The 11,738-nt window shown below is 61.2% G+C and carries 14 protein-coding genes and 1 tRNA gene; 5 read left to right on the forward strand and 10 right to left on the reverse strand.

Annotation, left to right across the window (positions count from 1 at the left end):
• Positions 1-7: 7 nt before the first annotated feature.
• The 4 genes from OK351_RS03800 to OK351_RS17925 form a co-directional block, all read right to left on the reverse strand.
• The gene (locus OK351_RS03800; protein WP_265156029.1) at positions 8-958 is read right to left on the reverse strand and encodes a tyrosine-type recombinase/integrase; all 951 of its coding nucleotides are present in this window, start codon (positions 956-958) and stop codon (positions 8-10) included.
• Between the two features lie 1,024 nt (positions 959-1,982).
• On the reverse strand, positions 1,983-2,621 hold the full coding sequence (locus OK351_RS03805; RefSeq protein ID WP_265156030.1) for a hypothetical protein: 639 nt from the start codon (positions 2,619-2,621) through the stop codon (positions 1,983-1,985).
• A 648-nt stretch (positions 2,622-3,269) separates the two neighbouring features.
• Positions 3,270-3,590 carry a helix-turn-helix domain-containing protein gene (locus tag OK351_RS17920; RefSeq protein ID WP_371931372.1) on the reverse strand — a complete coding sequence of 107 codons (321 nt, stop codon included), beginning with the start codon at positions 3,588-3,590 and terminating at the stop codon, positions 3,270-3,272.
• A gap of 15 nt (positions 3,591-3,605) precedes the next feature.
• Positions 3,606-3,845: a helix-turn-helix domain-containing protein gene (locus tag OK351_RS17925; RefSeq protein ID WP_371931373.1), complete on the reverse strand. Its 240-nt coding sequence runs from the start codon at positions 3,843-3,845 to the stop codon at positions 3,606-3,608.
• A 236-nt stretch (positions 3,846-4,081) separates the two neighbouring features.
• Here OK351_RS17925 and OK351_RS03810 point away from each other — a divergent pair, with 236 nt between their 5' ends.
• Positions 4,082-4,447: a hypothetical protein gene (locus OK351_RS03810; RefSeq protein WP_265156031.1), complete on the forward strand. Its 366-nt coding sequence runs from the start codon at positions 4,082-4,084 to the stop codon at positions 4,445-4,447.
• Between the two features lie 134 nt (positions 4,448-4,581).
• On the opposite strand, the gene OK351_RS03815 is transcribed toward OK351_RS03810, so the two are convergent.
• Positions 4,582-4,655, reverse strand: a tRNA-Arg gene (locus OK351_RS03815).
• A gap of 166 nt (positions 4,656-4,821) precedes the next feature.
• On the opposite strand from OK351_RS03815, the gene OK351_RS03820 reads away from it, so the two are divergent.
• Positions 4,822-5,295 carry a single-stranded DNA-binding protein gene (locus tag OK351_RS03820; protein ID WP_265156032.1) on the forward strand — a complete coding sequence of 158 codons (474 nt, stop codon included), beginning with the start codon at positions 4,822-4,824 and terminating at the stop codon, positions 5,293-5,295.
• Positions 5,296-5,407: 112 nt separating this feature from the next.
• Positions 5,408-7,090 carry an energy-dependent translational throttle protein EttA gene (gene ettA / locus OK351_RS03825; protein ID WP_265156033.1) on the forward strand — a complete coding sequence of 561 codons (1,683 nt, stop codon included), beginning with the start codon at positions 5,408-5,410 and terminating at the stop codon, positions 7,088-7,090.
• Positions 7,091-7,150: 60 nt separating this feature from the next.
• Here the strand turns inward: ettA and soxR are convergent, their stop codons facing one another.
• Positions 7,151-7,621, reverse strand: coding sequence for a redox-sensitive transcriptional activator SoxR (soxR, locus tag OK351_RS03830; RefSeq protein WP_265156034.1), 471 nt, complete (start codon positions 7,619-7,621; stop codon positions 7,151-7,153).
• Between the two features lie 134 nt (positions 7,622-7,755).
• Between soxR and OK351_RS03835 the strand changes: the two genes are divergently transcribed.
• Positions 7,756-8,262, forward strand: coding sequence for a flavin reductase family protein (locus tag OK351_RS03835; protein ID WP_265156035.1), 507 nt, complete (start codon positions 7,756-7,758; stop codon positions 8,260-8,262).
• Positions 8,263-8,283: 21 nt separating this feature from the next.
• Here OK351_RS03835 and OK351_RS03840 read toward each other — a convergent pair whose 3' ends face one another.
• Together OK351_RS03840 and OK351_RS03845 are read right to left on the reverse strand one after the other, a co-directional pair.
• Positions 8,284-8,904 carry a P-loop NTPase family protein gene (locus OK351_RS03840; protein ID WP_265156036.1) on the reverse strand — a complete coding sequence of 207 codons (621 nt, stop codon included), beginning with the start codon at positions 8,902-8,904 and terminating at the stop codon, positions 8,284-8,286.
• 58 nt (positions 8,905-8,962) lie between these two features.
• Positions 8,963-9,895 (reverse strand): acyl-CoA thioesterase, encoded by a 933-nt coding sequence (locus OK351_RS03845; RefSeq protein ID WP_265156037.1) that lies wholly within the window; start codon positions 9,893-9,895, stop codon positions 8,963-8,965.
• Between the two features lie 134 nt (positions 9,896-10,029).
• Between OK351_RS03845 and OK351_RS03850 the strand changes: the two genes are divergently transcribed.
• Entirely contained in the window at positions 10,030-10,689 is a 660-nt protein-coding gene (locus tag OK351_RS03850) for a DUF8185 domain-containing protein (protein ID WP_265156038.1), read from the forward strand.
• Between the two features lie 49 nt (positions 10,690-10,738).
• Here OK351_RS03850 and OK351_RS03855 read toward each other — a convergent pair whose 3' ends face one another.
• Positions 10,739-11,239: a globin gene (locus OK351_RS03855; RefSeq protein ID WP_306349465.1), complete on the reverse strand. Its 501-nt coding sequence runs from the start codon at positions 11,237-11,239 to the stop codon at positions 10,739-10,741.
• Entirely contained in the window at positions 11,236-11,721 is a 486-nt protein-coding gene (locus OK351_RS03860; protein ID WP_265156039.1) for an OsmC family protein, read from the reverse strand. The genes OK351_RS03855 and OK351_RS03860 overlap by 4 nt, the downstream gene beginning before the upstream one ends.
• Positions 11,722-11,738: the final 17 nt, after the last annotated feature.

Here is an 11,738-nt window from a genome sequence, read left to right on the forward strand (position 1 = left end):
GGCCCGTTCATTTGTCATCGAACACGCCGTTTAGTGCGTAGCCAGCGGCCTTGTTCAGGTTGTTTCGTGCCCGGTCATATCTGCGCGTGGTACGGGGGTCGGCATGCCCCATGCTGTCCTGCAAGGCATGCAGCGGAACGTCTCGGTCAAGGGCCACGGTTGCGAACGTGTGACGCAATGAGTGCGGCGATACCTTACCCGGTATCCCCGCCTTTGTCGCCAATGATTGAATGAGGCGGAACGCCTCGGAACGTGCCCAGGGCTTTCCGGTACGGGTGGCAAACAGAGGTGCGCCCTTCGCATCATTAGTTGCCGCCTCAAGGTCAGTTCCGGTGGCTATGCCTTCCCCGAGGTATCCGGCCAGCGCATGGATGACGCTAGGGTTCAATGCTATTTTCTGCCGGGTTCCTCCCTTGCGCGTCACGTTTAGTACGCGGTGCCCCGAGTCGTGGCCTAGGTCGGAGGCATGCGCCTCCAACGCCTCGCTAATGCGAATGCCGGTATTGAGTAGCAACACGATTAGCGCGTATGCACGCGGTGAGTGTTTGTGAGCTGCCGAGACTAGAGCCTTGGCCTGCTCTACCGTGAGGCCTTGCGTTGTGGAGGCATCCGCGCTGACGACCGGGCGGCGTACGCGCGCCACCGGGTTGCCCTCGGCCTTGCCTTCGTCTGTTAGGTATGTGTACAGGCTGGAGAGCGCTGTCAAGTGGCGCGAGACAGTAGCGGCGCTAAGCCCTTGTCCTGAGAGGCTGTAACGGTACATATCCATATCGCTACGGGTCACTGCGAGTAAGTCCAGTCCAGTGCTATCCAGCCAGCGCGTAAAGCGCTGTGCGTTTGCCCGGTAGGCCTTGAATGTGTTTCCCTCCGTTCCGTTGCTGTCAAGATATGCTGCCAGCCATTGGCCTATAAGCGCGGCGCGTTCATGCGTGGCGTTTGCCTGCTCAATGTCTCCCATGATGACGACCTCCCCGGCCCTAGAATCCTCTCCCATAACCACATCATAATGTCAGTTATGTTGTGAAGCTAGGGGCTGCACCGAATGGTGGTATATCGATGGGGGTGCGTAGCGTTGCGCCACATGACCGAGGCGTGTGGCGCTCGGCCAGAGGGTGGGGGGTACCCTCTTGCGCGGCTGGTGCCCCGTATCGGGGGTGATACGGAAAAAAGGGGCGGCGGTATCAGAGACTTTTCACTTGTAGCTTTAAGCAATTCAGATACCGCCACCCGCTTACTCGTCGACGAAGTACTCCGTAATGATTACCCCTTCGTCACCTTGCCAGATGGGCAGGCCGTAGTATCCTCCGATTGTCCACTCATGTATGCTGCGGTGCTTGACCGGGTTCACGTAGATAAGGCCGTCCGGCGGGGGAACGTTACGGGATGTGGCCATAATCCCGTTGACCCTCCGAGTGACCGGCTGCAAGTGGCCGGGGCGAACGCAAGCCGAGTTGCGGCATATATGGTCTAGGTCAAGCTCAGGGTTTAACTCAAGCCATGCCACGTGTTCCCATGCCCAGCGGTGCGCCCGGTAGCGTTTGCCACCATCCCAGAACTGTCCATAATTGCCATGCTCGGATGGGTCGCTATATCCCGTCCATTCCCAGCAACCCGTTTCAGGGTTGCCCGATACGTCCAGCATGAAGCGATCAAGCGGGGTCAGCCCCCGGCGCTCGCCGCTACGGACTTTGTCGCCGTCAAGGGGCACAAGGTGAGGCTCGGCCTCACCTTGCCATGGCCCGGTGTGCCCCAAAGTGTAGCGTTGCATTGCATGAGATCGGCAGAGCATGTACCCAATGCCCGAGGGTACGCGTTCGGCCTGCCTGTCGCAGGCCGGGGCCGTGCACTGGTTGGCCGTGCTGCCAGTTAAGGCAAGCCGCTCGTCATGGTAAGTGCAGAACTCCCCATGCCCGCTGCGCTGCTGGCATCGCCAGGCCCTGCATTCGCCTGCCATGACGGCGCGGTTGGAGGTGGCCTTGAGCTTATCGCCGGGATTCACTGTAGCGGCCATAGGAACCACGCGTTACGTCCGACAGTGCCCCTTCGGTGGAGCGGCCACTGTAGTGCCGCACCCCTTCGTCTAGGCGAACTTCAATACCATTGTCAGGGCCGTATGGCCCAGCGAAACCGGGTGCATGAATGCCCAGTGTTCGGTGCATGTGGTCGGGGAACTCGTTCAGCAACTCACGCACTGCGGCATATGCAGCGGCATGCGCCTCCAACGCCTCAATGTACGGGGATAGCACGCCGTCGATGGCGGTCTGCGCCTCCGCCAACAAGGCGGCGATTTGCTCGCCGGTGAGCAGGTCGGCGGAGCGGATGACCTTGACGCGCTCAAGTTCGGCTTGAGCGTCGCCTTGACGCTTCGCAGACTCCAAGCGCAGCTGTTCAGCCTTGCCCAGCGCCTCCGTGTAGGCCATGGATACGGCCTTGGCATCGGCAACCTTTGGAGCTAGTTTGAAGTCGCCCGCTTCAAACACTTCTTTCAGGCTCAAGTATTCCGCCCTTGCCTGCTGCGCCTCGGCCTGTATGGTGGCGCACTCTTTCACCCGTAGGCTGTGCTGCTGCTGGCAGGCCTGCAGTGAGGCCTGCAGCTGCTCGATGGTTGGTACGGTGGACATAGTGTATGTCTCCAATCTCGCCCCCTCGGGGGCATTGTCACGCCGGAGGCCGTAGAATGCGATCTAACGACCTAGAATTGTTGCGGACAGGCATGTGTGCCTAAAAGGTAGTTTCGTCCTTCTAATGGGCCACGCAGGCCCTTAGAGGGGGTATTGCGCCTTGACGGTTAGTGTGGTAATGGCGAATTGCCTATACCTAGGGGTTTGGGGTGAGGTGGCGAAAGCCTCGCTATTCGCCACACCTTGACCGATGATTGGCGGGTTTGAGCGGACGCTTACGCTTTGCCCCGGTAGCCGCGTTTCGGAGACAACGCGGCGTGCTACCCGCTCCGACTCGGAGACTCGCGCCCATCAGGCGGCGAGTCATCCTCGCTTCGCTTCGCTTCGTTCCCTTGACTGCTGCCATGGAAGGGCACCCCCAAAGGTGCCCGTTCCCTGACCGTCTAATTCGTTGGTCAAGGAACCCCACCGAGGCTATCCGTAGGGAGCGATAGCGACCGGAGGATAGCCGAGGCAGGCAGGCCTATGTGGGCCTGCCCTCCAGCCGAGGTAATACGAACGTAGTGAGTATTACCGAGGGGAGAGCGTAGCTCTCCCTACGGTGATGTAGTTAAGGGTGATGTAGTTAGTGGGCCAGATTACGACCCCTTACAGTGGGCCAGATTCTGGCCCGTCCGCAGGTGCGCCTGGAATGGTTATCCATGTGTCGGCAGGGCCGTTGAAGCGGCCCGGTTTTCGGTACAGCCAGCCGGTGTCCGTGGCCTCGGCAAGTGCTCTCTTGACCACGTTTAAGGAGTATCCCGTAGCCTTGACCAGCGTCTCTCTGGAGGGGTAGCAATGCCCTGTTTGATTGTCCGCATACGTGGCCACTGTGAGGCAAAGGAATTTTGCGTTCCGGCTCAGGCTGGAGTCGCGCACGGCTTTCATGTATTGCAGTTGCCGTGCTGCGTTCGGCGGAGGTTTAGGCATTGGCACGGCTACCGCCTAGCTGGCGCGCTGCGCGCGTGCCCACTTGTCTAGTTCCGTCTTGGAGTATCGAACCTGATTCCCAAACTTGAAGTAGGGAACCGTGGCCCTGCCGTCGGCAGAGGCCAGCCACCTTGTGGATACTCGCAGGTATTCCGCGGCCTCTCGTCGTGTCAGCCATTCCATGGCTGGCGCTGTATCGGCGGGGAGCGTGCTAATCAGAGTCAATCGTGACCTCCTGAGTCTAAGAGTGATCATTGGTCGGCAAGGGTGATAGCAGATTATGGCCGGAGTGAACGGCAGACTAGTCTGCGATAAACCTAGATTTGACTTTCACTAGGTTTTGCGCTCACACATCCAGTCTAGCCCTCGGCGGCTGGGTTGTCGGGGGTCGGGCGCGGTTGGGAAACGCACACCCTAATCCGGGCACCCTTTTCGGGCCTTACAGGCGTAGCCTTGATCCAATTAACCGAGCCGTCAAGGTGGGTGGGCAGATGGAAAACGAGTTTCTATGGACAGTCTTGGAGGTTCCGGGCCTGCTAATTGGCCGCGCTGCTCCAACACAGGATGACCCCGAGGGCTTTACTTGCTGCTTTTGGGAACCCTCCAAGATGCCCAGTGATATTGCCGATGAGGTACTGGATACGATGGGGTATTCTCCGTTGCGCTGGGAGCGACTGGAGGGGGCCGCTAGTCCTGTATTCGTCGTGCACCTCTCCGAAATGCAACCAACCTCCGCCTCGACGGAAGCTGTAGGGAATGCGGTCTACCTAGGCGAGGCGGCGCCGGACATTGCTAATGAGGATGACGTACCGCTGGATTTTACGCCTCTCATCTGGACTCCGCCGCGTACCGATTAAGTCCTACTGGATTCCGCAGTGTACTGATTTAGGATGACCGCATGAGAGTGCGTTTCTGTCAAGTAAAAACTGAATAGGTAAAAGATGAATCCCATCCTCCCTAGTCAACTAAGGAAGATGGGATTTATTTTGTGTACCCCCGGCCGGATTCGAACCGGCGACCTAGAGATTAGAAGGCTCTTGCTCTATCCAGCTGAGCTACGGAGGCGTGACCGAAAATAGTTTAGCCCATTGACTGGCCGTTTTGCGAAATTGAAACTGAGGAAGCGTTATACACAGTTCGCCGCCCCTACCTCACCGTCGGGTATCCGGGCGGCACTCTGGGATTACGCGGGCGAAGCGCCCGGCAAAGGAATTCGAAGGAGTAGGAAGCCATGAGTGACCTTGTGACGATCCGTGCCGTGGTAGGCACGGAGCCGCAGCTGAGCATCACCCCGCAGGGGACCACGATCCTGAAGTTTCGTGCAGCCACACATGAACGGAAACGTGATCCGCAAAGCGGGGAGTGGTCAGATGCCGGAACCAACTGGTTTTCGGTCAGTTGCTTCCGGGGGTTGGCCGAAAATGCGATGGAGAGCCTGCGGCGTGGTGACCGGGTGATCATCTATGGGAAATTGCAGATCAGGCAGTTCGAACGTACCGACGGTAGCACCGGGACCAGTGCCGATCTGGAAGCCTACGGGTTAGGCCATGACTTGAAATTCGGTACCGGTAGCTTCACCAGAGTGCGGCACGAGGGCACCCCTGCGTCCCGCTCGGCTCACCCGGAAGCAACGGCGACGGCCGAGGATAAGTCGGATGCCCCCGTGGTCACGCATTGGCCCGAAGGCGATACCGAAGCGGCGTGAATGGAAGCAGATGTGGCGGTGCTCGGTGACAAGTGTGAATCTGCGCACCGCCACGGCAACAGAACACCGAAGAATTCGGTTTTGACACCGTGTACCGACTAGCCTTAAGGGCATGGCGGAATTCATTTACACGATGACCAAGGCTCGCAAGGCCGTTGGCGACAAAGTCATTCTTGACGATGTCAGCATGTCGTTCTTCCCAGGGGCCAAAATCGGCGTCGTGGGACCAAACGGTGCTGGTAAGTCCACAATCCTTAAGATCATGGCCGGGATCGATACCCCGTCCAACGGTGAAGCACGTCTTTCACCGGGTTACTCGGTCGGGATCCTGTTACAGGAACCGCCCCTGAACGAAGAGAAGACCGTGCTGGGCAACGTCCAGGAGGGCGTCGGGGAGATCTACCAGAAGATCCAGCGCTTCAACCAGATTTCCGAGGAAATGTCCCAGGATGGCGCCGACTTCGACGCTCTGCTTGAAGAAATGGGCAAACTGCAGGAAGCCATCGATGCCGCAGACGCCTGGGACATCGATTCCCAGCTCGAGCAGGCCATGGATGCCTTGCGCTGCCCGCCGGGCGATGAACCGGTGACCCACCTCTCCGGTGGTGAGCGCCGTCGTGTCGCGCTGTGCAAGCTCCTGCTGCAGAAACCCGACCTGTTGCTGCTGGACGAGCCAACCAACCACTTGGACGCGGAGTCGGTTTTGTGGCTTGAGCAGCACCTGGCCGCCTACCCGGGCGCAGTCCTGGCAGTGACCCACGATCGTTACTTCCTTGACCACGTCGCCGAATGGATCTGTGAAGTTGACCGTGGTCGGCTGCACCCCTATGAGGGCAACTACTCCACCTACCTGGAGAAAAAGCGCGAACGCCTGGAAGTCCAGGGCAAGAAGGACCAGAAGCTGGCCAAGCGGCTGAGCGAGGAACTGGAATGGGTCCGGTCCAACGCCAAGGGCCGCCAGACCAAGTCGAAGGCCCGTTTGGCCCGCTACGAGGAAATGGCCGCCGAGGCCGAGCGCACCCGGAAGCTGGACTTCGAGGAAATCCAGATTCCACCGGGCCCGCGACTGGGTCAGGTCGTCATCGAGGCCAGCGACCTGAAGAAGGGCTTTGGCGACCGTGTGCTGATCGATGGCCTGTCCTTCAGCCTGCCCCGCAACGGCATCGTCGGCGTGATCGGTCCGAACGGTGTGGGTAAGTCGACCCTGTTCAAGACCATTGTTGGCATGGAAGAACTTGATGGCGGCAACCTTAAGATCGGCGACACCGTCAAGATCTCCTACGTTGACCAGAACCGCGAAAACATCGACCCGGAAAAGAGCCTGTGGGAAGTCGTTTCCGACGGCTTGGACTACATCCAGGTCGGCCAGGTCGAAATGCCGTCCCGCGCCTATGTGTCAGCCTTCGGCTTCAAGGGCCCGGACCAGCAGAAGAAGGCCGGTGTGCTCTCCGGCGGTGAGCGCAACCGCCTGAACCTGGCGCTGACCCTGAAGCAGGGCGGCAACCTGTTGCTGCTTGACGAACCCACCAACGACCTGGATGTCGAGACGCTGTCATCGCTGGAAAACGCCTTGCTTGAATTCCCGGGTTGCGCCGTGGTCGTCTCGCACGACCGCTGGTTCCTGGACCGCGTGGCCACCCACATCCTGGCCTATGAGGGCTCCGAGGAGAATCCGTCGAACTGGTACTGGTTCGAGGGCAACTTCGATTCCTACGAGCAGAACAAGGTCGAACGACTGGGGCCGGATGCAGCCAAGCCGCACCGTGTTACCCACCGCCGCCTGACCCGCGACTAGTTTCCGCGTTCACCCGGTGGCAGCCCGCCATTCCCTCCCGGAATGGCGGGCTGTCGTGCTCTACTGGCCTTCCAGGCGACGAGCGCCAATGCCCCCGTCGCCCAGCTGGTCACTGGGATTGAGCAGGTGGCAGGCTTCCAAGGAGAGGCAACCGCAACCGATACAGCCGGTGAGGCGCTGCTCCAATTGCTCGATTGTCCTGCGCCGTTGCTCCAGTACCCTGATCCACTCCTGTGAGGCGCGCTGCCAGTCCATTTCCGAGGGGCGGTGATCCAACGGGACCGGTTCCAGCGCCCGGGCGATGTCGGCCAGCGGGATACCCAGGTTTCGGCCCACCGAGATCAGCGTGATCCGCCGGATCATATGTCGCGGATAGCGGCGTTGCCGCCCCGGCGTACGTAACGAGCCGACCAGTCCGATCTCCTCGTAGTAGTGCAGTGCGGACCGGGGTACCCCGGTACGGTCGCTGACCTGTCCGATGGTTAGCAGGTCATCGGCCAACCCATCCAACTCCCGCGAATCCGGTGACATTGGACACCTCCTTGCGTACCGTCTTGACCTCAAGTCTACTTGAGGTTCTAGGATCAAGTCAGTGAGTGGTTTCCACGCCGTGTCCGCAAGCGGCCTGGTGGCCATTAAAGAGCGTAGAACAGAGAGCGGTATCGATGAGCGACGTAGCCGATGACTTCCGTGCAGCATTCCGAGCCCATCCGGCCGGGGTTGCCCTGATTACAGCGAACCCGCACGGACGTCCCGTGGGGCTCACGGTTTCCAGTCTGGCATCGCTATCCGTCGATCCGGTGGCCGTCTCATTCTCATTGACTCGATCCTCGGGCTCGGCCGGAGCCGTGCTGCAGGCACCAACGTTCATGATCCACCTGTTGGGGGAGGAGCATAGCGAGCTGGCCGATGCCTTCGCGCGCCCCGACGGGCAACGGTTCACCGCCGGGCAGAACTGGCGGGAACTGGAGAACGGTGAACCCTATTTCCCGCTGGCACCGGTCGCTTTCCGGGCCCGGATGCACAGCTCGCTGCAGGTGGGTCCCTCGCGGTTGATCGCGGCCGAAGTCATTGACATCCACCATGGGCCGGCCAGCCAGCATCTGCTGTACCAGGATCGCACCTATCTGGGACTATCCGGGGCCAGGCGCCTCGACCCGGCCAAGGGTTAGCGTCTGCCGGTTGGGGATTGCCTAGCCGTTCAGCTGGTTTGCAGGGCCGGCCAGCCAGCGTCTGGCTTCCCGGGGTGAGGTCAACCTGATGACCTGTAAATGCGGGTACTCGCGGAGCAACCGCGGCATGCGCTCGCGCCATTTGTCATGGGTGAGCATCTCGAAACGCAGGATGCTTTCCTCCGGGTCGGTGAAGAACACATGCAAGGGCGGCTCGACATTGCCGTTCCAGAGGCGTTCGCGGCGTAACCGCCGGCGCAGTGTTCTTCTCACCAGGCGCCCGAGGGCAATCCAACGCGGAAAATCCAGCCAAATCAACGTGTCGGCCCGATGACCGAGGACCGGCCCCTGGCCCTTGCTGTGGTACTGCCATTCGGTGATCCAGCGTTCGGTGGCGGCCAGCCGGGCCACGTCCTGTGCGAAGGTGGGCCGCACGGTCCATTCCGGGCCATGGTGCAGGGCATCCAATTCGGTGTGCGGCAGATCCCACAGCCGCCCCAGCCGCCCGGCCAGGGTGGTTTTCCCCACGCCGGTAACCCCACAGACCAGGACGCGTTGCGGACGCTGGGGTAGCGCGTTGCGTGTATCCAGATAACGCCCGGTGTCTTGCGGAGGCTGGTTCCCTGGTTCGGTGTGGTTCACGCAAAGATCCTGTTCCGGATGGTGCTGGCTGGTCGGGGACGGGAAACCGGTGGTGGTCCTAGCCCAGTCGCCCATCGGGCAGACGGACCATGCCTTCCTGCGCCACACTGGCCACCAGCACGCCCTGGCGGTTGTAGATGCTGCCGGTACCCAGACCCCGGGCCGAGGAAGCCGACGGCGAACGTTGGACGTAAAGCAACCACTCATCGACCCGGAAGTCGCGGTGCCACCACATGGCATGGTCCAAGCTGGCCACGCTCATGTCGCGGCTGACCCATTCGATACCATGGCGGCGCAGAATCGGTTCCAATAGCGTGTAGTCGCTGGCATAAGCCAGTGCCGCACGGTGCACCGCCTGGTCATCCGGCATGGGCGCGGTGGTCTTGAGCCAGACCGCGCTCTCGGCGGTGCGTTCCCCGGAGGCGCGAAGGTAAATCGGATCCGAGACATGACGGACATCGAACGGACGTTCGAAGGCCCATTCCTGTGCCACCGGGTGGTCGATATCTCCCAGCACGTCGGCGGTGGTAGGCAGCTGGTCGGGATCCGGGATCCCCTGCGGCATCGGGTCGTGGTGATCCAGCCCCGTGGCCGATTCCTGGAAGGAAGCAATCATCGACAGAATGGGCTTGCCATCCTGGTAGGCATGGACACGCCGGGCCGAAAAGGAGCGGCCATCACGCATGCGTTCCACACCGAAAGTGATCGGCTGGTGCGGATCCCCGGGGCGCAGGAAATAACCGTGCATCGAATGGATGCCACGTTCCTCCGCGACGGTCCGGGCCGCGGCGATAATCGATTGGCCCAGCACCTGCCCGCCGAAGACCCGCGGACGGCTCTGCTTGGGCGTGTGGCCAACGAAAATGTCCTCGTCCGTCCGCGCCTGCAGGTTTCCGCTGAGGTCCAGAAGGTCGATCAGCCGTTGGGTGTTCTGCGCGGAATCGGTCACGATGCGTGCTCCCTTGGTCTGTGCCACATGTGGAAAAACCATACCGTTACCTGGTGGTAACTTCCAGTGTGACCGCTTGTGTCGTTCTCTGCAGTACATCTTGCAACAGAACCGGGAGATGACGAAATTATCACACCTGCGCTCGTACGCTTCGCCGGACGTGAGACGATGATCTTATGTCTAGTGAAGCCTTGATTTTTGATGATACGACCTCCGTGCAGGATCTGGCGAAGTTGATCAGCCGGGCCAAGAGCATCGAAGACGATTCGGCCCAGCTGATGGCACGCTCACATGCCCTGGCCGTCTATGTTCCGGTGCTGGTTCCGGCCAGCCTGGGCAGTGGAGAATTCACCATTCTGGGGATGCGGGTACACCGGTTGGCCGAGCCTGCGACATTGACCGCCTGCTATTCGCTGGCCTCGATCCAGGATCGACTGGCCCGCATGGGCGATAGCTCGCGACAGTTCGCGCTTCCCCCGGTCCAGGCGCATCCGCAATGGGCCGGAATCCAGGTTCCGGTCTCGGGGTGGGAATCCGTGGCGCAGATCGAGGACCGGGTCCTGGCCGAGGCTGCCCGAAGCGGGATCAACGCCGTGGCCGACGCATTGCCGGAGAACCCGGGTAAACCGGTGATCAGCCAGGTACGCCAGCGTATCTGGTCCTCGATCCAACCCGATACCGATCCCAAGCTGCCACTCGGCGCGTCCTTCGCAATGGAAACCCTCGGTTTTTTGACAGCCGACGGGCACAGCACCGTGTACCGCAGCGGCTCCTGGCTGCGTTTGACCAGTTCGCGCGGCCATGTGCTGGTGCGCCGGGATGCCGCGCTGATCTAGGCCGGTGCCCGCCCCGGGCGCACGATTGCCCCGGACCCGTGGTGCGGGCCTATCCCGGACGATTCACCAGCGAATGCGCAGCCCGGTCGAAGTAGTCGCGCAGGGTTTCGGCGTGCAAGGGGGACAGGTCCATCTGCCCGATGGCCTTGTTCATGTGACCCAGCCAGACATCCCGGTTGTGCGCATCCACGTGGAAGGGCATATGGCGCATGCGTAGCCGGGGGTGGCCACGGTGTTGCGAATAGGTGCTCGGCCCGCCCCAGTACTGTTCAAGGAACAACTGCAAGCGGATCCGGGCCGGGTAGAGGTCCTGCTCCGGGTACATGCTGCGGAATTCCTCGTCCTGGGCAACCGAGGCGTAGAACAAACGTGCCAGCTCCGCGAAGACCGGACGCCCGCCCACCTCTGCATATAAGGTCCCGGAGAAGTCGGACAGGTCGACCTCGGCGCTGGCCAGTTCGAGGAACTCGGTCGTGGACGGGCCGGTGACCACCGGATTGCTCAGGGGATCGTTGACGACCCGGTGGGACAGTGGATTCGCTTCGGTCATGGTTTCTTTCCTGGACGCGGGGTGGTGGGCTCGTGATGGACCGTGAAATTAACCGACCGGGCAATGAAGCAGACCTTGTTGGCCTGGGCGTGCAGGGCATCGGCCAGCTCGCGCTGCGCCTCGTCCAGCAACCCGACCTCGGGGCGCAGGGTGGCCTCGGTGAACTGCCCGCTGCCGTCGTAGTTCAGCTTCAGGGTTCCCCGGGCATGGTCCTGGTAACTGGTGACCACCAGCCCGTGTTTTACCGCCATGTGCAGGTAGGAGAGCATATGGCATTGGCTGAGGGCAGCCAGCAACAGCTGTTCGGGATTCCAGCGCTGCGCATCGCCGTGAAAGGTGGGATCGGCGGTTCCGGCGATGTCCGGCAAGCCGGCGGCACTGATAATGTGTTCCCTTCCGTAGCCGCGGTAGCTACGGGTACCCTCACCACGGTTCCCCGTCCACCGCATGGAGATCTGGTAGTTGTGTCGTGAGAGGTCCATGGGCTGATTCTCCCATG

This window comes from Glutamicibacter sp. MNS18, from assembly GCF_026107515.2.
In the GTDB taxonomy this organism is placed as follows: Bacteria; Actinomycetota; Actinomycetes; order Actinomycetales; family Micrococcaceae; genus Glutamicibacter.

Coding starts and splice junctions, on each gene's coding strand:
- OK351_RS03855 (WP_306349465.1), bottom strand. CDS start 11,239: ATGACCGAAGCGAATCCACTGTCCCACCGGGTCGTCAACGATCCCCTG.
- soxR (WP_265156034.1), bottom strand. CDS start 7,621: ATGTCACCGGATTCGCGGGAGTTGGATGGGTTGGCCGATGACCTGCTA.
- OK351_RS03810 (WP_265156031.1), top strand. CDS start 4,082: ATGGAAAACGAGTTTCTATGGACAGTCTTGGAGGTTCCGGGCCTGCTA.
- ettA (WP_265156033.1), top strand. CDS start 5,408: ATGGCGGAATTCATTTACACGATGACCAAGGCTCGCAAGGCCGTTGGC.
- OK351_RS03860 (WP_265156039.1), bottom strand. CDS start 11,721: ATGGACCTCTCACGACACAACTACCAGATCTCCATGCGGTGGACGGGG.
- OK351_RS03835 (WP_265156035.1), top strand. CDS start 7,756: ATGAGCGACGTAGCCGATGACTTCCGTGCAGCATTCCGAGCCCATCCG.
- OK351_RS03805 (WP_265156030.1), bottom strand. CDS start 2,621: ATGTCCACCGTACCAACCATCGAGCAGCTGCAGGCCTCACTGCAGGCC.
- OK351_RS03850 (WP_265156038.1), top strand. CDS start 10,030: ATGTCTAGTGAAGCCTTGATTTTTGATGATACGACCTCCGTGCAGGAT.
- OK351_RS17925 (WP_371931373.1), bottom strand. CDS start 3,845: ATGATCACTCTTAGACTCAGGAGGTCACGATTGACTCTGATTAGCACG.
- OK351_RS03800 (WP_265156029.1), bottom strand. CDS start 958: ATGGGAGACATTGAGCAGGCAAACGCCACGCATGAACGCGCCGCGCTT.
- OK351_RS17920 (WP_371931372.1), bottom strand. CDS start 3,590: ATGCCTAAACCTCCGCCGAACGCAGCACGGCAACTGCAATACATGAAA.
- OK351_RS03845 (WP_265156037.1), bottom strand. CDS start 9,895: ATGGTTTTTCCACATGTGGCACAGACCAAGGGAGCACGCATCGTGACC.
- OK351_RS03820 (WP_265156032.1), top strand. CDS start 4,822: ATGAGTGACCTTGTGACGATCCGTGCCGTGGTAGGCACGGAGCCGCAG.